This is a genomic window from Paenarthrobacter sp., from assembly GCF_031180005.1.
GTDB lineage: Bacteria > Actinomycetota > Actinomycetes > Actinomycetales > Micrococcaceae > Arthrobacter.
Genome location: NZ_JAPSHI010000043.1, coordinates 1 through 19,964, shown reverse-complemented (window position 1 = coordinate 19,964; position 19,964 = coordinate 1). Strand labels below are relative to the sequence as shown.

Here is a 19,964-nt window from a genome sequence, read left to right as displayed (position 1 = left end):
GAGGACCGCAAGCACCTGGTCAGCGTCCTTCCCGTGGACCACTCGCTGAGGTTGCCGGAAGGCACGCAGCTCGTGGAAAAGGGCATTCCGGTCAACCCGGCTGACGGACCCGTTCCCATGGAGGGCTTCGTGACTTCCAGCTACCACAGCGCCGCGCTGGGCCGTTCCTTCGCCCTGGCACTCATTCAAAACGGCCGCAACCGCATCGGCGAGACCCTGGTGGCCTCGCTGGGAGACCAATTGGTGGACGTGGTTGTTGGCGAAACCGTACTTTTCGATGCTGAAGGGACCCGCAAAGATGGCTGAAACAGCAACACCAGCAGAAACCGCACACGTCAACCGCGTTCGGGGTGCCCGCCGCAGCCCGGCCGAACACCTGGCTGACGCTTTCACCTCCGGCTCCGTGCCGGGCACGGTGACGCTCACCGAAATTCCGTACCAGACCATGGTGGGGATCAGGGTTCACCCAGCGTCCGACGCCGGTGCCCGGGTTGCGTCCGTGACCGGCGGCTTGCCTGCCACTTGCGGCGACGTGACGGGGACGGGTTCCGTGAACGCCCTGTGGCTGGGCCCCACCGAATTCATGGTGGTTGCCCCGGAGGAAGCCCATGACTCACTGGGCGGTTCCTTGGTCAGCGATCTGACCACCGCACTGGGCAACGACGCCGGCCAGGTGGTGGACTTGTCCGCGAACCGCACCACGTTCGAGCTCTCCGGCAGCCACGCCCGCGCAGTGCTGGAGAAGACATGCGCGCTGGACCTCCACCCGCGCGTCTTCAAGGCCGGTACGGCTGTCTCCACTGAGCTTGCGCACATTCCGGTGATGCTCTGGAAGACCTCGGATGAGTCCTACCGGATCTTTCCCCGGGCCTCGTTTGCCGACTTCCTGGGACGCTGGCTCCTCGATGCCATGCGGGAGTACGCCTCCCCAGAGGTCCCCTAATGGCACTAAGTGTGCTTGACCTGTTTTCTGTTGGCATCGGGCCGTCTTCTTCACACACGGTAGGCCCGATGCGTGCGGCAAAGCAGTTCACGGACGGTCTCGAATCGTCCGGCCAACTCCCGGCTACGGTGCGCGTCCAGGCTGAGCTTTTCGGCTCCCTGGGCGCCACCGGCCGGGGCCACGGCTCTGACAAGGCCGTGGTGCTGGGGCTGCAAGGCCACTCTCCCGAAACCGTGAACACCCACACCGCCGATGACCAGGTGGCCGCCGCTGCGCTCGATGCGGAACTTCGCTTGGGCGGCAACCACCGTGTGGACTTCAACTGGGACGAGGACGTGGTCCTGCACCGCCGCAAGTCGCTTCCGGCACACCCCAACGGCATGACGTTCCGCGCGCTGGACCACACGGGCAACGTGCTGCGGGAACGCAGCTACTACTCCATTGGGGGCGGCTTCGTGGTGGACGGGGACGTCTCCGGAGCCGACAAAGTGGTAGCCGACGACACTGTTCTGCCCTACCCCTTCACCACTGCCGACGAACTGCTGGCCATCTGCCTACGGGAAGGCAAGTCGATCTCGGACATCATGCTGGCCAACGAACTCGTATGGCGTTCCGAGGAAGAGCTCCGCGAACGGCTGCTGGGCATCTGGGCCGTCATGCAGGAATGCGTTGACAACGGCTGCTCTGCCGAGGGAATCCTGCCGGGAGGCCTCAATGTAACGCGACGGGCGCCGTCGTTGTTCAAGAAGCTCTCCGAAACTGACGCAGACCTGAACGGTGCGCACTCTGCCGATCCGCTCCTCGCCATGGAATGGGTGAACCTGTTCGCCCTGGCTGTGAATGAGGAGAACGCCGCGGGCGGCAGGATCGTCACAGCGCCCACCAATGGTGCCGCCGGAATTGTCCCGGCAGTGCTGCACTACTACACAAAATTTGTTCCAGGAGCCAACGACGACGGTGTCGTTCGCTTCCTGCTGGCGGCGGCCGCCGTCGGAATCCTGTTCAAAATCAACGCGTCCATCTCAGGCGCCGAGGTGGGCTGCCAAGGTGAAGTGGGCTCCGCCTGCTCCATGGCCGCCGCCGGTCTCTGCGAAGTCCTCGGTGGAACGCCCGGGCAAGTGGAAAATGCCGCCGAAGTGGGCATCGAACATAACCTCGGCCTCACCTGCGATCCCGTGGGCGGACTGGTGCAGATCCCCTGCATCGAACGCAATGCGATCGCCAGCGTCAAGGCCATCAACGCCGCCCGCCTTGCCCTGCACGGCGACGGCAGCCACAAAGTGTCCCTGGACAAAGCCATCAAGACCATGCGCGAAACAGGCGCAGACATGAAATCCAAATACAAGGAGACCTCCCGTGGAGGCCTCGCCGTCAACGTAGTGGAGTGCTAGCCATGACTGCCATCCAAACTGAAACAACCGCCGTTTCCTCTCCCGAGACCACGGTGGAGCACGTCCTCACTTTGAACTGCCCCGAAGGTCCGGGAATTGTGCACGCTGTGTCCGGCTTCCTGCTGGAACACGGCTGCGACATCATCGACAACAAGCAATTCGGTGATCGCGCTGAGGGTCACTTCTTCATGCGGGTGCACTTCGCGTCGACCGGCAACGAATCCACCGTTGACGAGCTTCGTTCTGCGTTCTCTCCCGTTGGCGAGAAGTACGGCATGAACTGGCAACTGGAGCAACAGGGCTACAAGCGACGCGTGCTGATCATGGTCTCCAAGTTCGGGCATTGCCTTAATGACCTCCTGTTCCGCGCACGGATCGGAGAGCTCCCCATTGACGTGGTGGGCGTCGTTTCCAACCACACGGACCACCAGGGTTTGGCGGAGTGGCACGGAATTCCGTTCTTCCATGTCCCTGTAACCGCTGCCACCAAGCCGGCGGCGGAGGGGCGCCTGCTGGAGATCATCGATGAACTGGACGTGGAACTCATTGTCCTGGCCCGGTACATGCAGGTCCTCAGCGACGACCTCGCCCGCAAGCTGGACGGCCGCGCCATCAACATTCACCACTCGTTCCTGCCTAGCTTCAAGGGTGCCAAGCCCTACCACCAGGCATACGCGCGTGGAGTAAAAACTGTGGGCGCCACCGCACACTATGTGAACGGCGAGTTGGACGAAGGTCCCATCATCGCCCAGCAGGTAGTGGAGGTGGACCACACGTTCGGGCCGGACGATCTCGTAGCCGCCGGCCGGGACACCGAATGCAAGGCCCTCAGCAACGCCGTTCGCTGGCACTGCGAGGGGCGGATCATCCTGAATGGGAACAGGACGATCGTGTTGAAGTAGGGCCCTGCAAGCACCCATTTCGATGGTTCCCTGCGCAGACGCTGTTGCGAACGGCGGTGTGTGCAGGGAACCATCGAATTGGCGTTTAAGGGCCTACAACCGGGCCAGCCTCGTTGCCAGATGCAGCGCCGCCAGCCTTCCGGTTCCCCGCGGATCTCCGCCACACAGTTCAAAGATCCGTTGGAGCCGGTGGTGCAGGGACTGCCGTTCCAAGTGCAGTTCCCGCGCAGCACGGGCAGTGTTACACCCGGTATCCAGCCAGACGGCCAGGGTCCGCATCAGTTCGGACTTCTTCAGGCGATCATGCTCGACGACGGCACCCACCTGCCGCTGGACGAACACCTCGCGGGTGGCGGCGTCCAAAGACTCTTGGGCAAGGAGCTCCACGGCCAGTGTGTCAGCGTCCACAACACCGCCGCCGGCGCCGCCACCACCATCGGCCGAGGGAAGATCCAGCGCGCGACGTGCCTCGGCCAAGGACCACGGCGCATCCCTAATTCCGCTGCCCAACGGCCCGACGGCCACCAAGGACCCAGCCGGAACCTCCAGTTGACGGAGTGAATCCAGGAGCACACGTCGAGTGGCCGGCCCATTTCCCGCCGCCCCTCCGGGCAACGACGCGAGTGCGATCAATTCCGCATTGTTGGCGTAGCTCGCGCTGAGCGGCACACTCTCCCGAAGCAGCGCGTCCACTGCCGGCCGAAGATGCCCGGCACCGGTTGACCGAATCACTACGGCCGCCACCGCACCCTTGACTGGGAATCCCGACGCCGGTCCCAGCTGCTGCAGCTGCCACTGCTGGCTCCCGGAATTGATGGCACGCATGAGTTCGATGCCAGCCAATTCCTTCAACCCTGGCGGCATGCGTTGCAGCAACGCCAGCCCGAGGATGTCCACGGAACGTTCGCCCGCCACCTGCGCGAGGCCGGCATCGCCGTCGTCGGGCATGTGCAGTTCAAGTCTCGCGGCGAGGACGCCGCGCACCGGCACATCCACGGTAGTGACGCTGCCACCGTCGTCGAACGATCCGGCGGCACCGAGGGTAAGGCCCGACGGCGAGACCAGCCGGGAGCTGGCACCTGTACTTTCGGATAGGACAGCCAGAAGCTGGTCGAGCCCGCCACCGTGGGCAAGTTCTGCGGCCATCGCATGGCTAGCTTGGTCGCCTCGCTGAAGGTGCTCCACGGATTCGCTCACCAAAAGCGAATTGATCTCCTGCATGATTCCAACGAAGGGGACCACCTGGCGTAGCTCTATGACCGGCAAACCGGCGGCTTCGGCCACCTCCAACATGTTTCGCGGAATTTCCGGGAAGGCAGGACCTGTCTCGAGGGCCAGCGCGGCAATCCCCCGGGCTGCCAGTTCGCGGACGTAGCCGGCTTGCCGCTCGGCAGTGACACCGGCGAGCGCCTGGCCTCCGCTCAGCAACAGCTCGCCGCCGCTGAGGAGCGGGGCGATGTCCAATACCTCGCTGGAGTGCACCCAACGGACGGGCCGGTTCAGTGCTTCGGGGACGTTATTGAGGAACCGGGCTTCTGCGGATTTGAGGCTTTGGTACTCCAAAGCCGCACCCAACTCAATGGACATGACACTCCGTACGGTGATCGGTTATTTGCTTAGACACATCGTATCTTGTTGCTGTGATCCGGAGCACATACGCTGAAAGAGTCCCTTTCACACACGGAGGCCCTCCCCATGCAAGACAACCTCTCCCCAGCGTCTTCAGGCGCATCGCAGTCAGGTCCGGCAACGGCGCCGGGCCACGACAGCGAAGCCTGGCTCCAGCCCATCCCCGAGGCCGACCGCACCCGCAAAGTTTCCGGACAGTTCTGGATTTGGGCGGGTGCAAACCTCGCACCCATCAACTGGGTACTCGGCGCCCTCGGCATCCACCTTGGCCTCGGCTTCGCCGACACTGTGATCGTCCTGGTCCTGGGAAACCTGATCGGCATGCTGCTCTTCGGCTGCTTTGTCCTCCTCGGCCAGAAGACCGGCGCCACTGGCATGGTGCTTGCCCGCGCCGCGTTCGGCCGCCGGGGCAATTATCTTCCCGCCGCCATTCAGGCTCTCCTGGTGATCGGCTGGTGCGCAGTCAACACGTGGATCATTCTGGACCTGGTCATGGCACTATTCGGGACCCTTGGTTGGGTAGATCCCGAAGCCCAAAACTACAGCTGGAAAATCGGCGTCGCCACGGCCATCATGGCAGCGCAGGTTGCCATCGCCTGGTTCGGCTACAAGGCCATTGCAGCCTTTGAAAAATGGACGGTCCCGCCGACCATCATCATCCTGGCCGTCATGTCCTGCGTGGCATGGTTCGGCATGAAGATCGACTGGGGCTACGCCGGGCCTGCCGGCAACATCCTCGAAGGGTCGGAACGCATTGCGGCCATGAGCGCAGTGATGACCGCAATCGGCATCGGCTGGGGCATTACCTGGTTCACCTACGCCGCCGACTACTCCCGCTTCGTCAGCACTTCGGTTCCCAAGCGCAGGGTGTACCTCGCCTCGGTCCTCGGCCAATTCATTCCCGTGGTGTGGTTGGGCGTCCTCGGCGCAAGCCTCGCGACCAACAGCGGCGAGATCGACCCCGGCAAGCTGATCGTCCAGAACTTCGGCGTCCTGGCCCTCCCCGTCCTGCTCATGGTGCTGCATGGCCCCATCGCCACCAACATCCTGAACATCTACACCTTCTCCGTGGCCACCCAGGCTTTGGACATCAAGATCAGCCGCCGCAAACTCAACCTCTTCGTGGGCGTCTTCTCACTCATCGCCGTCGTGTTCTTCATCTTCCAAGAGGACTTCGCCGCAGTGCTCGACGCTTGGCTGATCGGATTGGTCGCTTGGGTGGCCGCCTGGGGTGGCGTCATGCTGGTGCACTACTTCTGGCTTGAAAAGCGCTGGCCGGCAAAGGTTGATCGCCTCTTCGACCCCGTGGGAACGCACCGCCTGCCCGTCATCAACTGGGCCGGAATCGTGTCCCTCCTGGTGGGTATTTTCTCCACCTGGCTGTTTATGTACGGACTTGTTCCCGCCATGCAGGGCCCCATCGCCGTGGCCCTCGGCGGCTGGGACCTCTCCTGGCTGGCTGGTGGCCTCACCAGCGCGGCGAGCTACGCAATCCTCGGCCCGCGGGCACACAAGAAATATCTCCTAGCGGAATCGAACCACGTTTCAGTCACGCAGCCGGCCGCACCCGCTCCCGTAGTTCCCGAAAGGACCACAGCATGAACCAGCCCGCTTTCGCTGATTCGCTCCACCCGATCACGTGGCCCGAGGGCTACCAGGCAGCAGCGTCCTTCACCTTCGACGTCGATGCAGAGTCCTGCACCATCGCGCACGATCCTTCCAGCACCCGGCGCATGTCCCTCATGAGCCACCAGTCGTACGGCCCCAAGATCGCGGTGCCGCGCTTGCTTCAGATCCTGGACCGCCAAGGCATCAAGGGGACGTTCTTCATCCCGGGTTTCACTGCGGAGAGCTACCCGGACGTCGTCCGCAGGATCGCCGATGGCGGGCATGAAATCGCCCATCACGGTTATCTTCACGAGCCTATGCAGGGTATCGACGCCGCAACCGAAGCCAGCTACCTGGACCGAGGACTCGAAGCCTTGGCCAACGTCGCGGGGATCCGGCCGGTTGGTTATCGGGCACCTTGGTGGGAGTTGAACTGGCAGTCGCCGGTACTGCTTGCGGATCGCGGCTTCCTTTATGATTCAAGCCTGCTCGACGGCGACGCCCCCTACCGCATGTCGGTAGCCGAGGGTGATTCCCGGGACATCGTGGAGATCCCCGTGGACTGGGCCTTGGACGACTGGGAGCAGTACGGGTTCTACCCCGGAGTCACCGGCAGCGGGGTCATCGAGAGCCCGGCCAAGGCGCTGGAAATGTGGACCCTTGAAGCCCAAGCGCACCACTCCCAAGGCAGCTGCTTCGTCCTGACCAACCACCCGTTCATTTCAGGCCGACCATCCCGTGCCGTCGCCTTGGAGCAGCTGATCGAGAGGGTCAAGGAACTGGACGGCATGTGGGTCACCACGCTGGCTGAGATCGCGCAGCACGCCAAGGACACCGTGCAGGAAATCCACACCCACGCACGCATCGATGTTCCGCTGTTCCCCGGAGCCGGAGCAAGCTTCCGCCCCGCGCGGGTCCACGTCCCCGCGCACCACTAATCACCCGCAGGTTTAGGGCGGTTTAGCCGTTCACGGCGTTGATCCAGACGCCGATGATCCACGTGCTGGCCGCAGCACAGGCGAGTCCGAACTCCACCAGGATGCCAATGCCGGTGGCTTTCAGCGCAGCGCCGCTCGAACGCACAGCTGTACGGAAGTCACGGATCCGCTGGACTTCACTGAGGAGTAGCCCGATGGCGAACCCAACAAAGAGCCCCACCACGGGAATGACGAACATTCCCACCACACCCAGGACCACACCGATCAGTACTGACCTGTTCGGGATACCGTGCTGTTTCAGCTTCCGTCCGGTGAGTACGGCGCTGGCCGCCATTCCCGCCACTACGAAGACCATTCCGACGGCGAAGATCACCCAGCCGAACGGACCGGCACCTCCCCAGATGGCCCAAGCCAGCAGGCTCGCGCCAATGAGGATGCTCCCGGGCAGCACGGGAATGATGGTTCCGGCGACACCTACCGCAATGGCCAGGCCACACAAGATGGTCACGATAAGTTCGGCATTCATGGCCCCAAGTCTAGGGGCCGCTTGGCAGGCCGACGGCACAGCCAGACCGGCTTAACCACAGACGACGGCGACGCTCCCCAACATGGGAGGCATCGCCGTCGTCGGTTCTAAGTCTGTAACCGCTATTCAGTCACGGCGGCTGCAACTGCCGCGGTGACGGCCGGTGCAACTCGGGCGTCCAACGGGCTTGGCACGATGTAATCCGCCGAGAGGTCTTCTGCGGCCAGTTCGGCGATTGCGTTGGCGGCAGCGATCTTCATGGCCGGCGTGATGCGGCGGGCCTTGGCGTCGAGTGCGCCGCGGAAGATGCCAGGGAAGGCCAGCACGTTGTTGATCTGGTTCGGAAAATCGCTGCGGCCCGTTGCCACTACGGCTGCGTACTTCTGGGCAACCTCCGGAAGGACTTCCGGGTCCGGGTTGGACAAAGCGAACACGATCGACTGGTCGTTCATGAGCTTCAGGTGTTCTTCGTCCAGCTTGGAGGAGGAGACGCCTACAAAAACGTCGGCACCCGTCAGGCCTTCACCCGGACCGCCGGTGATGCCGCGAGGGTTGGTCCGCTGGGCCACGCGGGCCTTGACGCTGCCGGGATCAGCCACGAGGTCGGCACGGTCAGCGTTGACCACGCCCTTGGAGTCGAGCAGGATGACGTCCTCGATGCCAACAGCAAGAAGAATTTCGGCGATGGCAATACCTGCGGCACCTGCGCCGGAAACAACAACCTTGAGGCTGGGGAGTCCGCGCTGGGTCACCTTGGCAGCGTTGGTCAGGGCGGCAAGAACCACCACGGCGGTACCGTGCTGGTCATCGTGCATGACCGGGCAATCCAAGGCTTCGATGAGGCGTTCTTCTAGTTCGAAGCAGCGCGGAGCCGAGATGTCCTCAAGGTTCACGGCGCCGAAGCTCGGGCGCAGACGGACCAGGGTCTCGATGATCTCGTCAACGTCTGTGGTGTTGAGCACCAGCGGGATGGAGTCGAGGTCGCCGAAGGACTTGAACAGGGCCGATTTGCCCTCCATGACCGGCAGGGAGGCGCTGGGGCCAATGTTGCCAAGACCCAGGACGGCGGTGCCATCGCTGACCACAACAACCAGGCGCTCGGCCCAGGTGTGGGTGCGGGCAAGCTCGGGGTTGGCGTGGATCGCGCGGCTGACCTGGGCGACGCCCGGGGTGTATGCGATGGAAAGGTCGCGCTTGTTGTTGAGCGGAACGGTGCTGGAAATGGTCAGCTTGCCGCCTTCGTGTGCGGCGAAGATCTCTTCTTCGCTCAGTACCAGGGCGTCGTTATCAGTTGCAATTGTCTCAATGGACACGTCTTTGTCTCCTCAGGCTAGCCGTGAACCCACGGCATGATTCGGGCAGGAACAGAACTGCTGGTGCGGACCAAGGGTGACTGGTCCGGCATTGCTTCTGCAGATAGGGGGCTGCTAGCCGCTTCGGTGTTTCCAGCCTAGGGAAGCGCGGAGGGTACAAGATTCAATACCAAGAGAGACGATTCGAGAGTAAAACGTTCAACCAGGGGAGATTGTGACTTACGTCATTCCAAAAAACGCATTCTTGTCCCCTACTGGTCTAGACCAGCAGGCCCGTTTACTCTTCGCCGGTGAGGAGCGAGCACGCTTTCTTCAGATCCTTCTCGGCCTCAAACAGAGAGAGCCTGCGACAACGGACAGCCTGCACCAACCCGCTCACCAGGTGTAACAGGATTCGGGCCCTGACGGCGTCCTTACCAGGGTCCCTGCTCAACGAACCAACCACTTCCTCGGACAGGGAATCGATTTCCCGCAGTAACTGCGCCGTGTCATCGTCCTTGCCCGCTGGCCTGATGAGGCAATGTTCCACACCCGGCTGCATGACCCGCAGGTGGAAGATCTCCATCATCAAACCCGCGAGGGCATGCCCTTTTCCTTCCCGCAGTCGGACGCCATCGCGGAGTTCCCGCAGCTGCTGCCGATAGACAGCAAGCATGAGGTGGGCCGTAGAGGGAAAGTAGCGGTAGAGCGTGCCAAGTGGAATATCAGCGCGGGCAGCAACGTCAGACAAGCTCAAGGTATCGAACTGCCGCTGGGCAAATCCTTCGGCCGTCTTCAGGATGCGGGCATAGCGCAGCTGCTGCCGCGGCGTGGTGGGTGCGGCAGCCATGCGGGGCAGCCCCGTGGTCAGGTCAAGGGAGTAAGGTTCCAGTGAGTTTGATGCGGGCATTTCCGGCGATCTCTTGGCAGGCTGACAAGGAAACGGCCGGCTGGGTCAAGGACCGCGGCTGGCCGATCGCATCAATGATACGGGAGCAAAATGACCGTTTCCTGAGAGCTCCCTTTGCACCCATGACCCCATGCCGTTCCCGGCTATCAACCCTGCAGGCACATACACTTCTTGCAGGTTTGGATCGCGCACCGGGAGGAACACACATGGGGACATTACGACGTCGGATCGCAGCGGCGCTGCTGACCGCCACCGTGGCGGCCATGGCACTTAGCCCCCTTTCGGCGTCGGCCGCGCCCAGCAGCGGACCAGACCCGATACTCAACGGGGAAGCGTTTGTGGGGAAGAAGCTGACCGCCGACATAGGTCCCTACACTTTTTATGGCTGCGGTGGGGGCAAAGGCCCGGACTTCACGGTCTACTGGACCCGGGATGGCTTCCTCGTGGCCGGCGAAACAACCCGGAGTTATCTCCTTGAGGCTGATGACAGGGGCGCACGGATGGCCGCCCACGTCACGGCCAGCAAAACGGCCTGCGGCGGAGAATCCCTGCACAGCAACGAAAGCAAGCCTGTTGGTGCTGTGAACCGGGCGGCAGGTTTCACGGGACGCAGCTTCGAGCTCCTAACCCGCGCCAATGACGGCTCGCTGGTGCTCTACGGGCGAAAGGGCAACGCCTGGGACCCTGCCCGGACGGTGGGATATGGCTTCAATATCTTCAACACAGCGTTCTCCCCCGGCGACTTCGACGGCGACGGCAAAAGCGATGTAATCGTGCGCGACTCCATAGGCGGGCTCTACCTCTTCGGTGGAGACGGGGCCAGGGGATGGAAACCGGCCAAGTCAATCGGCAATGGATGGAACGTGTTCGACTCCATCGTCGGCCCGGGCGACTTCAACGGCGATGGCCACAACGACGTCCTGGCAAGAGAACCCGGCGGCGCCCTTTACCTCTACCCGGGCAATGGCGCGGGGGGCTGGTTGGCTCGAACCGCCGTCGGGACCGGCTGGAACGTTATGGATGCACTGGCCACCCCCGGCGACTTCAATGGTGACGGCAACGTGGACATCCTGGCGCGTGATCGCAACGGGCACCTTTTCTTTTACGGGGGCAACGGCGCGGGAGGCTGGTCGCGGTCTTGGATGATCGGCGTCGGATGGAACGCGCTCAAGTTCATAGGTAGCGCCGGTGACTTCAACGGCGATGGCTTCCCCGATGTTCACGGGATTGACCAGCAAGGCCGCTTGCTCGCCTACTACAGCGACGGAAGGACCGGCTGGAAGGGCTCCGAGGCTGTAGGCGCAGGCTTTGGATGGTTCACAGCAATCTTCTAGGAAAATCCCAGACGCGGTACCATTAACCGCATAAAGTCTGGGGAGGACACAATGTTTGCTTCATCACGCCCTACGTCCGGCGTGCGCCGGGCAATTGCCGGGATGGCTGCTGCGATCTTCGCGGCGGTTGTTCTTGCACCCGCTCCCGCCATGGCCAATATGGACCCTGAACCTCCAGTAATCACCGGCGCACCTTACGTTGGTGCCACCCTGACAGTGTCATGGGACCCTATGGCCTACAAAGGCTGCGCCCAGGCCTCCGGGCCGGATACACGCATCTACTGGACCCGCGACGGCGAGTTGGCGGCCGACCATACCACTTGGCCCCACTATCTCCTCGGCGAAGAAGACCGCGGCAAAACCATCGCAGCGCACCTCGTGGCGAACCACCCCTGCGAGGGTCTGGAAGTTGCCAGCGAAGAAACTGCACCGATCTCTGCCTCGAACCGCCCCAACGGCTTCACCAGCCGCGGCGCCTTCGAGCTCCTCGCCCGCCGCACCGACGGCGCCTTGGTGATGTACCCGCGCGTGTTCAATAGCTGGGAACCGGCACGGACCGTCGGCGCCGGCTGGAACATCTTCCCCACAGTGCTCTCCCCCGGCGACTTTGACGGGGACGGCAGCAATGACGTCCTGGGCAGGGACTCAGCCGGCGACCTTTACCTTTACAGCGGTGACGGCACAGGGGGATGGAACGGCCCCCGGAAAGTCGGTACCGGATGGAACATCTTCACGTCTCTGGTGGCTCCCGGGGACTTCAACAGCGATGGCACAAATGACATCCTGGCCCGCGACGCCAATGGAATTCTCTACCTCTATCCCGGGGATGGAGAGGGCGGATGGCTACCGAGGTACGTGGTGGGCCAAGGATGGAACGCCCTGAACGCGATCATCACCCCCGGCGACTTCGACGGCGATACGAACGTTGACGTCCTGGCGCGCGATGCTTCCGGCTACCTAAGGCTATACAGCGGAAACGGTACCGGCGGCTGGAACGGCATGACCGTTGTTGGCCAAGGCTGGAACGGCATGAGCAAGATCGGCAGCGCAGGCGACATCAACGCCGACGGCAGCCTCGACGTCTTCGCCGTGGACGGCTCCGGCCAGCTACGGGCCTACTACGGGAACGGCAACGCCGGCTGGGCCGGTGCTGAAGTGATCGGCTGGGGCTGGGGCGGGTTCACGGACCTGTTCTAGTTGTTGGTCGCATACTTGGAAACCCGTTCGGAGCGATCCGGACTGGGTTCCGCAATAAAAGGGCCAGTTATATGCCAGCGACCCAGCAGGCGGTAGTGTCATCCCAATTGATCTCTTCGGCCAGCTCTGTGCCGTCTTATTTCTGGGGGAAATCCTTGGGCTCCAACTCTGCCCTTCGCGTGCCTGCGCGCCGCCGCAGTCCACGCCGACTGCTTGCACTCATCACGGCCCCGGCTTTAGCCACCTGCCTCCTGATCTCGGCCGTCCCTGCTGCCGCCGCCGAAGAAGCGGTGAACACCGCGGCCTCCCTCACCATGGAGACTGTGCCCAGCAAAGAAACCACCCTTGGGTTCCCTGTCGAAGCGGCGCCGCGCTCAAGGGGTTTCGATGGCGACGGCACCTTTGACCTGTTCGCCCGCGATGCCGCCGGTCGGCTGCTGCTCTACCCCACGGACGGAAGAGGCAACTGGCGGGCACCGCAAGTGATCGGTAATGGCTGGCACATTTACAACCTCCTGGTTTCGCCGGGAGACTTCGACGGCGACGGAACTGTGGACGTCATGGGCCGCGATGGCTACGGACGGCTCTTCCTGTACCAAGGAAACGGCGCCGGGGCGTGGAAACAGGCGTTTCAGATCGGCCAAGGGTGGCAGGGGTTCATCAACCTCATCGCACCCGGCGACCTGAACGGCGATGGCACCAACGACATCCTTGCCCAGGATGCAGCGGGCAATGTATTCCTTTACCCAGGAAACGGGCGGGGCGGCTGGCTCGCACCCAGCAAGGTCTCCTCGGCCTGGCAGGGCCTGGATGCTGCCGGGGCGGGGCATTTCTATGGCACACCTGATGCCGTGGTCCTGAGTCGAAGTTCGTGGGGCGACTTGCAGGTTCGGTCCTCTCCGCGCAACGGTTTCTTCAATGAGTACGGTCATCCCAGCGGCTACGACGGAACCATAGGCAGGGGCTGGGAAATGCTCAGTCGTTTTGGGGTCGCCGGTGACTTCAATGGCGATGGCTACAACGACGTTTACGGCATCAGCCCTAACGGTCAGCTGACGATGTACCTCGCCGACCCTTCGGGCTTCAGCAGCCGGGGCATCTACGGCTTCACATGGAAGGGCCAGCCGGTTGTCGGCAGCGGCTGGAACGTCATGAACGCGGTGTTCTAGGAGACTGCTGAATAAAGGGCATGGTTGGGGCGGGCGGAACGCCACCAATGGCCGTCTAGCGGCGTGTTCTAATCAGCACCCTTGGGTGCGACAACGGGGTCATTCCGCCCGCTTGAGCCAATTATCCCTCGGATGTGGGTTGTCTTCCAGTGTTTTTTGTCGATGGCGTTTTTATCGATGGGACGCGGGTTGCGCGTGCTCGCGTCCCTGCATGCAACCAGTCTTAGCCACCAGCCTCACAAGTCCAGCTAACTAAGCGACGCTCTTGATCTTCACCACGAACACGGCGCCCAAAAGCCCAATGACTGCCGCGGCCACGTATAGCGAGACATAGCCGCCCAAGTTCTTGACAAAGAGAAAGGCGATCGCTGGCGCCAAAACCTGCGGCAGCGAGTTAGCGATATTGATGACCCCAAGGTGCCTTCCTCGATCCATGGCGGCGGGCAGGACCTCAGTGATCAGTGCGAAGTCCACAGCCAAGTAGGCTCCGAACCCGATCCCCAGCACCATTGCTCCTGCAATCGCGCCGATCCATGTAGGCGCAAACGCGAGAATCAACGAGGCCGCAGCGATGATGGCAGACGAGGCGATAACCAAGGGCTTTCGCTTGCCCATCCTGTCGCTCAGCCGCCCGCCTAGGACGCTGGTGATGATTACGGTGACGGCATACAGCCCCGTGACGACCAAGACCCCGAACTCTGGCTCAATTCCCTCCGTCTCCTTGAGACGGACTGCGTCGCCGAGGAAGTAGAGCAAGTAAATCGTCACCATGTGATTGCCCGTGCTGACCAGGAATCTGGTCAGCCATGCCCAAGCGAAATCGGGGTAGCGTTTAGGCGAAACCCAGAAGCCCTGGAGGAATTTCACCATTTTGAAAGCGGGACGCTCGCCGGGCGGCAGGGGCTGATCATCGCTCTTCAGCAGATAAAGCACGACGCCGGCCAGCAGCGCCGCCGCGCATACCCAGTAACCGGCGGCGAAGTCTCCGGCTACGACGGCAGCAATGACTGCACCAACCAGGATGCCCACGGTCTGACCCATGGCTGCCAGGCCGCCCACCGTTCCGCGCTGCGGCACGGGAACACGGTCCGGGATAGCAGCGAAGATCGCCGCGTACATGGCGTTCGCTCCCGCCTGCACCAGGCACCAAAGCACAGTCATGGCGGCGACGTTGGGAGCGCCGGCCAAGGCAACCAGGGCGACCGCGCCAAGAATGGCGCCCATCAAGACCCAAGGAACACGGCGTCCAAACCGGGAGGTTGTACGGTCGCTGAACGCCCCGAAGAGCGGGTTGGCCACCATCGAAACAGCCGCGCCGCAGCCGGTAACCAACGCAAGGATGGCTTCCTTCTGGCCCTCATCGAAGTGGGCTGCCTGCTGTCCGAGAAGAACCTGGAGGGGGCCAAAGAATGCAGCGTTGATGCCCAGGTTCACGAGCACGACGCCTGTGACCCACATCGGCCGAACACGGGTGACAGGCTCAGCCAGTGCCGTTGCCGTACCTCCGCGGACTACGGCTGGATCCGGCACCGGGCCCGGTAGATCGGACAAGCTCATAGCAGGTTCCCCCTCATTCAATGTTTGAATTCAGCCTAGCGCGGTGGAGCGACACTGAACCGCCGTCGCACTTTTTATCCACATAGGCCGAAATATCTCCTGCGGCAGCCCCGACTCAAGCGTTAGTGTGGCCTCAAACCGATAGAGGAGCAGCACTATGAGCGAGCAAATAAATACCGCCGATCTCTACGACGAACGCGGCGAGGAACTGGAGTCCATCGCCGTCCAGTTTCAAAATTTGGGTGGACGCACACACTTCAGTGGGCCGGTCCGCACTATTCGATGCTTCGAAGACAACGCCCTGGTGAAGACCGTCCTGAGCACCCCCGGGGATGGGGCGGTTCTGGTCATTGATGGCCAAGGGTCGCTGAGGACTGCACTCATGGGGGACATGATCGCGGAGAGTGCAGTAGCAAACGGCTGGGCCGGAGTAGTTATCAACGGAGCCATTCGCGACCGTGAGGCCATCTCCCGCCTGCCTCTGGGCGTCAAAGCACTGGGCAGCAACCCTAAGAAGAGCGCCAAGACAGGCGTGGGCGAGGTGGACGTTCAGCTCGTGATCGACCGCGTGCGGATTCAGCCCGGCGTCATGATTTTCTGCGACACGGACGGCATTTTGGTGGAGCGCTAACACTCCTGAAGGCGTCGACTTAGAAGAAAAGTGGAAGAAATATTTCCTCGATGGGAATCGATCGGGTCGTAAGATAGTTACTGAAAGCAACTATCCTGCTTAACCACTTTTCTGCCACCTCTGGAGAAGATATGTCCAAAACCGCGCCCGTACGGGCCGCCGGCGAGGTCCTGACGCATCGTCAGACACTCACCGTCATGGTGGGGCTCATGCTCGGCATGTTCCTGTCCTCGCTGGATCAAACCATCGTGTCGACGTCCATCTACACCATTGCCAACGATCTCGATGGCCTGTCTCTCCAAGCGTGGGCCACCACGGCGTACCTCATCACATCAACCGTAAGCACCCCGCTCTACGGGAAGCTCAGCGATATTTTCGGCCGCCGCCCGCTCTATCTCGTGGCCATCGTGATCTTCCTGGTTGGTTCCCTCTACGCGGGATCGGTCCACTCCATGACCGAGCTCGCTATTGCCCGCGGCATCCAGGGCCTCGGCGCCGGTGGCTTGCTGGCGTTGGCACTGACCATCATTGGTGACATCGTGGCACTGAAGGACAGGGCGAAGTACCAGGGCTACTTCATGTCGGTCTTCGGCATTTCTTCCGTCCTGGGCCCGGTGATTGGTGGTGCATTCGCGGGCTCGGCCAACATCCTGGGCTTCGAGGGCTGGCGCTGGGTCTTCTTCATCAACCTCCCCATAGGGCTCGCCGCCCTTGTGGTTGTCTTCATGTACCTTCACCTGCCGACACGGCACGTGAAGCAAAAGATCGACTACTGGGGCGCCGCCGCCATCACGCTGGCGATTGTGCCCTTGCTGCTGGTTGCAGAACAGGGCCGCATTTGGGGTTGGGCCTCAGGCGCGTCCTGGCTCTGCTACGGACTTGGCGTGATCGGCATTGTGGCGTTCCTGCTCGCTGAGAAGCGCGCTGGGGACTACGCCTTGATCCCGCTGCGTCTCTTCAAGAACACCACTTTCGGTTTGTCCTCGCTGCTGAACTTCATCATCGGCATCGGAATGTTCGGTGCCATCGCCATGCTGCCTATGTATCTGCAGCTCGTGAAGGGGCTGACTCCTACCGAGGCTGGCCTGATGATGATCACGTTTACTGTGGGTATCCTCTTCGGATCCATCACCGCCGGCCGAACCATCTCCTCTTCAGGTGTGTACCGGATCTTCCCGATCATGGGTACGGCCGTGCTGGCCGCTGCAGCCACCGTCATGGGCTTGGCCCTCGGCGTCGATACCGGCCTGTGGGTTCCCGGACTGATAGCAGTGTTCTTCGGCGTCGGTCTGGGCTTCTGCATGCAGCCGCTCACGCTCGCCATGCAGGTGTCGGTCCCGCCCAAGGACATGGGCGTCGGCACCTCCACTGCAGCCTTCTTCCGTTCCATGGGCGGGGCCGTGGGAACAGCGGTGTTCATCTCCATGCTTTTCAGCACGGCAGCCGACAAAATCGCCGACGGCATGAAGACCGCCGCTTCCAGCCCGGACTACCAAGCGGTAATGACGGACCCGGCTGTGGCATCGGACCCGGCAAACGCCAAGCTCTTCGACTTCTTCAAGAATGGCGCCAACAACGAGTCCCTGAATGACACCAGCTGGCTCCACACGGCCAACAGCACGCTGACACGGCCCATCACCGAGGGATTTGCCCAAGCGATCGATATCGTCATGCTCACGGCTGCGGGGCTCATGCTGATTGCCTTCCTGATCAGCTTCGCATTGCCCAATAAGAAGCTGACGGACCCCAAGGCGGCAGCCAAAGAATCCGTTCCGGCGCACTGATCCCTGGACGTCATTCGGTCGAAAGCTCCCAGTCCTAACCCTTTACGAGCTCGATGGCCATCTCCAGATCACCGCGAAGGTCACGATCCCCCACGTCGGACGGCAGTATGAAACCTGCCTGCATCATGGTGCGCAGCCGTGCGCTGGCAAACTCTTCGGGTCGTCGCCCCTGCAGCCGCAGGGCCCGTGAAGCACAAATAAGCTCGACGGCGGCGACGGTGGCCAGTGCCTCCGCGGTCGATTCCAACTGAGCGGTGGCCACGCTTGCGAAGCTGGCATCCTCCTCAGCTCCGAGCGACAGCACCACAGTCTGAAGGCTTGCCGGCACGGCGTTGGCCCGAATCCGGCCAACGGCGGCAGCAGCCACATATTCGAGCATCATCACCCCTGACTGACCTGAACCGTCCTCCGCCAGGAAGGGGTGCAGGCCCGTGTACTTCGGGTCGCACAGGAGGTCGATCCTCCGCAGGTGAGTGGCGCACGCCGCACCGATGGCCAGCTGCAACGTATCCACGCGGCGAGCAAGGTTTGTCATCTGGAAGAGCCCGTGGTGGGCGACGTCGTTCGTGCCGTCGGATGGTGAACCGAGAACGAGCGGATTCTCATTGCCCGCTGTAACAAGACGGCTCAGCAGAGCATGCAAGCGCGCGAGTTCCTCGGCTTGGGAACCAAAAATCTGCGGCAAGGTCCGCAAGCAGTACGGATCCTGGATGCGGGCAGGCTCGCCGCTGCCTTGAACCATGCCATGGAACATTGTTGCGGCGGAGGCCACCTCTTGAGTATCTGCAACTGCCGCCACTGCAGGGCTCAGGGCCTCGGAGTTGCCGGACATCGCAATGAAGGAAAGTGCAGCCGCTGACGTTGCATTGTCCAAGAGCCTCGACAGTTTTTGCTGTGCCAAGATCGCTTGGCCAATAGTCAGTGCACTGGAGCTGATGAACGGAAGGGCATCGGCAGTGGCCCACTCCGTCAGGCGCACCGGAAGCTTGCCGCCGCCCAATGGCGGACGTTCGCCCAGTAAAGTGAGCGCCGTACCGGCCAATGCCTGCAGGTCCGCAGTTCCTATGCCACCGAACTCCCGAATTTCCGGAACGACGTCGCTATTGATGAGTTCCACCAATTTTTCGGCGATCGAGGGGTTGATTCCAGATCGCCCAGCCGCCAATTGGCTAAGCCTGACAACCAACATCGCGCGAACGGTCCGGCGATCCAGTGCTCTGCCCGCATCCACAGCGTGGCTGCGCAGAAGCTTCAGCCCGTGAGTGTCCCCTCCTTCGTCGGCTTCCGACAGAGAAACCGTGCGGTTAGCGCCGACCCCTGTCGATCGGCCATAAACGGGGCGTCGTAACGCCGTGGCCTCCGCAGACTTCCGCGATTCGACCATTCGAACCACGGCTTCCGGGGCCAACGTGACATGTTCGCCGTCGGCTACTGCGACGACATCGGACAAGTCCAGCGTCAGGCCATCGATAACGACCATAAACCGGTCCTTTCTAGTCAGTTTCGTCCCTAATCCGTTTCCGGTGCAGTGCAGTAGAAGCAGTCCTCCGGACAGGGCAACTGGTTTTGTTCGACGCCTTCACTATCTCGAGTGTCAGGCTCGAACTCCAGCGGTGAGAGTTGCGCCGTCATCGTCCACCAGGGGTCAACTGAAACCCGTCCTCAATGTGAAAGAGCTTGCGAATCCCAGTATTGGAGAGGATCCAGAGTATTGTCCCCTCCGCCGTTCTGTCATCCACAGTCCCCCGAAACGGATTGTGGCCGCCCTTTGTCATTGTCACCCGTGTTCCGATAGCGACTGATGCCCACGTTCCCGGATTACCTCTGTCCATGGCGCGTTTCCTCGCTCTCCGATGGGTGTGCTGATCGTTTGTTATTCGAACTGATGCCTAGGTTTTCCCTGGGACGGCTAGGCAAGAGTGCATTGCATAGCCGTCCCGGGATTTCCTTCGAGATGCGGTTACCGCGTGCTGCCTACTTCTCGTTCATGGGGATGCGGACGCCGCGTTCGTTGGCTACCTCGACCGCGCGGTCGTAGCCGGCGTCGACGTGGCGGATGACGCCCATGCCCGGGTCGTTGGTCAGGAGCCGTTCGAGTTTCTGGGCTGCCAGGTCAGTACCGTCAGCGACCGAAACCTGCCCGGTGTGGATGG

17 protein-coding genes and 1 pseudogene are annotated in these 19,964 nt (G+C 62.2%); 11 read left to right on the top strand and 7 right to left on the bottom strand.

From position 1 onward, the window contains the following. The 4 genes from RIF72_RS19020 to purU all read left to right on the top strand — a co-directional run. On the top strand, positions 1-306 hold a 306-nt coding region (locus RIF72_RS19020; protein ID WP_309076372.1), incomplete at its 5' end, for a glycine cleavage T C-terminal barrel domain-containing protein. Continuing rightward, on the top strand, positions 299-943 hold the full coding sequence (locus RIF72_RS19015; RefSeq protein WP_309076371.1) for a sarcosine oxidase subunit gamma family protein: 645 nt from the start codon (positions 299-301) through the stop codon (positions 941-943). The genes RIF72_RS19020 and RIF72_RS19015, both read left to right, overlap by 8 nt. Continuing rightward, positions 943-2,334 carry an L-serine ammonia-lyase gene (locus tag RIF72_RS19010; protein WP_309076370.1) on the top strand — a complete coding sequence of 464 codons (1,392 nt, stop codon included), beginning with the start codon at positions 943-945 and terminating at the stop codon, positions 2,332-2,334. The genes RIF72_RS19015 and RIF72_RS19010 overlap by 1 nt, the downstream gene beginning before the upstream one ends. A 2-nt stretch (positions 2,335-2,336) precedes the next feature. Beyond that, a complete protein-coding gene (gene purU / locus RIF72_RS19005; protein ID WP_309076369.1) occupies positions 2,337-3,236 on the top strand; it encodes a formyltetrahydrofolate deformylase in 900 nt (299 codons plus the stop codon). A 93-nt stretch (positions 3,237-3,329) separates the two neighbouring features. Here purU and RIF72_RS19000 read toward each other — a convergent pair whose 3' ends face one another. Beyond that, complete coding sequence (locus RIF72_RS19000) at positions 3,330-4,823, bottom strand: PucR family transcriptional regulator ligand-binding domain-containing protein (RefSeq protein ID WP_309076368.1); 1,494 nt, start codon at positions 4,821-4,823, stop codon at positions 3,330-3,332. Positions 4,824-4,931: 108 nt separating this feature from the next. Here RIF72_RS19000 and RIF72_RS18995 point away from each other — a divergent pair, with 108 nt between their 5' ends. Further along, positions 4,932-6,467: a cytosine permease gene (locus RIF72_RS18995; RefSeq protein ID WP_309076367.1), complete on the top strand. Its 1,536-nt coding sequence runs from the start codon at positions 4,932-4,934 to the stop codon at positions 6,465-6,467. Further along, on the top strand, positions 6,464-7,411 hold the full coding sequence (locus tag RIF72_RS18990) for a polysaccharide deacetylase (RefSeq protein ID WP_309076366.1): 948 nt from the start codon (positions 6,464-6,466) through the stop codon (positions 7,409-7,411). Before RIF72_RS18995 ends, RIF72_RS18990 begins: the two co-directional genes overlap by 4 nt. 22 nt (positions 7,412-7,433) lie before the next feature. Here RIF72_RS18990 and RIF72_RS18985 read toward each other — a convergent pair whose 3' ends face one another. From RIF72_RS18985 to RIF72_RS18975, 3 genes are all read right to left on the bottom strand, one after another. Beyond that, the gene (locus RIF72_RS18985; RefSeq protein WP_309076365.1) at positions 7,434-7,937 is read right to left on the bottom strand and encodes a DUF456 domain-containing protein; all 504 of its coding nucleotides are present in this window, start codon (positions 7,935-7,937) and stop codon (positions 7,434-7,436) included. Positions 7,938-8,059: 122 nt separating this feature from the next. Continuing rightward, on the bottom strand, positions 8,060-9,250 hold the full coding sequence (locus RIF72_RS18980) for an NADP-dependent malic enzyme (protein ID WP_309076364.1): 1,191 nt from the start codon (positions 9,248-9,250) through the stop codon (positions 8,060-8,062). 277 nt (positions 9,251-9,527) lie between these two features. Beyond that, the gene (locus tag RIF72_RS18975; RefSeq protein ID WP_309076363.1) at positions 9,528-10,139 is read right to left on the bottom strand and encodes a TetR/AcrR family transcriptional regulator; all 612 of its coding nucleotides are present in this window, start codon (positions 10,137-10,139) and stop codon (positions 9,528-9,530) included. Between the two features lie 206 nt (positions 10,140-10,345). Between RIF72_RS18975 and RIF72_RS18970 the strand changes: the two genes are divergently transcribed. The 3 genes from RIF72_RS18970 (at position 10,346) to RIF72_RS18960 (ending at position 13,839) form a co-directional block, all read left to right on the top strand. After that, complete coding sequence (locus RIF72_RS18970; protein WP_309076362.1) at positions 10,346-11,473, top strand: VCBS repeat-containing protein; 1,128 nt, start codon at positions 10,346-10,348, stop codon at positions 11,471-11,473. A gap of 51 nt (positions 11,474-11,524) precedes the next feature. Beyond that, positions 11,525-12,670, top strand: coding sequence for a VCBS repeat-containing protein (locus RIF72_RS18965; protein WP_309076361.1), 1,146 nt, complete (start codon positions 11,525-11,527; stop codon positions 12,668-12,670). 155 nt (positions 12,671-12,825) lie between these two features. Further along, a complete protein-coding gene (locus tag RIF72_RS18960) occupies positions 12,826-13,839 on the top strand; it encodes a VCBS repeat-containing protein (RefSeq protein ID WP_309076360.1) in 1,014 nt (337 codons plus the stop codon). Positions 13,840-14,091: 252 nt separating this feature from the next. Here RIF72_RS18960 and RIF72_RS18955 read toward each other — a convergent pair whose 3' ends face one another. Next, a complete protein-coding gene (locus tag RIF72_RS18955; protein WP_309076359.1) occupies positions 14,092-15,396 on the bottom strand; it encodes an MFS transporter in 1,305 nt (434 codons plus the stop codon). Positions 15,397-15,553: 157 nt separating this feature from the next. Here RIF72_RS18955 and rraA point away from each other — a divergent pair, with 157 nt between their 5' ends. Beyond that, positions 15,554-16,027: a ribonuclease E activity regulator RraA gene (gene rraA, locus RIF72_RS18950; RefSeq protein ID WP_309076358.1), complete on the top strand. Its 474-nt coding sequence runs from the start codon at positions 15,554-15,556 to the stop codon at positions 16,025-16,027. A 131-nt stretch (positions 16,028-16,158) separates the two neighbouring features. Continuing rightward, positions 16,159-17,811, top strand: coding sequence for an MDR family MFS transporter (locus RIF72_RS18945; RefSeq protein WP_309076357.1), 1,653 nt, complete (start codon positions 16,159-16,161; stop codon positions 17,809-17,811). A gap of 34 nt (positions 17,812-17,845) precedes the next feature. On the opposite strand, the gene RIF72_RS18940 is transcribed toward RIF72_RS18945, so the two are convergent. Further along, positions 17,846-19,291, bottom strand: a complete 1,446-nt coding sequence (locus RIF72_RS18940; protein WP_309076356.1) for an aromatic amino acid lyase — start codon at positions 19,289-19,291, stop codon at positions 17,846-17,848. Positions 19,292-19,785: 494 nt separating this feature from the next. Continuing rightward, positions 19,786-19,964, bottom strand: a pseudogene (locus RIF72_RS18935) (urocanate hydratase); the annotation flags it as partial.

Coding starts and splice junctions, on each gene's coding strand:
- RIF72_RS19015 (WP_309076371.1), top strand. CDS start 299: ATGGCTGAAACAGCAACACCAGCAGAAACCGCACACGTCAACCGCGTT.
- RIF72_RS19010 (WP_309076370.1), top strand. CDS start 943: ATGGCACTAAGTGTGCTTGACCTGTTTTCTGTTGGCATCGGGCCGTCT.
- purU (WP_309076369.1), top strand. CDS start 2,337: ATGACTGCCATCCAAACTGAAACAACCGCCGTTTCCTCTCCCGAGACC.
- RIF72_RS19000 (WP_309076368.1), bottom strand. CDS start 4,823: ATGTCCATTGAGTTGGGTGCGGCTTTGGAGTACCAAAGCCTCAAATCC.
- RIF72_RS18995 (WP_309076367.1), top strand. CDS start 4,932: ATGCAAGACAACCTCTCCCCAGCGTCTTCAGGCGCATCGCAGTCAGGT.
- RIF72_RS18990 (WP_309076366.1), top strand. CDS start 6,464: ATGAACCAGCCCGCTTTCGCTGATTCGCTCCACCCGATCACGTGGCCC.
- RIF72_RS18985 (WP_309076365.1), bottom strand. CDS start 7,937: ATGAATGCCGAACTTATCGTGACCATCTTGTGTGGCCTGGCCATTGCG.
- RIF72_RS18975 (WP_309076363.1), bottom strand. CDS start 10,139: ATGCCCGCATCAAACTCACTGGAACCTTACTCCCTTGACCTGACCACG.
- RIF72_RS18970 (WP_309076362.1), top strand. CDS start 10,346: ATGGGGACATTACGACGTCGGATCGCAGCGGCGCTGCTGACCGCCACC.
- RIF72_RS18965 (WP_309076361.1), top strand. CDS start 11,525: ATGTTTGCTTCATCACGCCCTACGTCCGGCGTGCGCCGGGCAATTGCC.
- RIF72_RS18955 (WP_309076359.1), bottom strand. CDS start 15,396: ATGAGCTTGTCCGATCTACCGGGCCCGGTGCCGGATCCAGCCGTAGTC.
- rraA (WP_309076358.1), top strand. CDS start 15,554: ATGAGCGAGCAAATAAATACCGCCGATCTCTACGACGAACGCGGCGAG.
- RIF72_RS18945 (WP_309076357.1), top strand. CDS start 16,159: ATGTCCAAAACCGCGCCCGTACGGGCCGCCGGCGAGGTCCTGACGCAT.
- RIF72_RS18940 (WP_309076356.1), bottom strand. CDS start 19,291: ATGGTCGTTATCGATGGCCTGACGCTGGACTTGTCCGATGTCGTCGCA.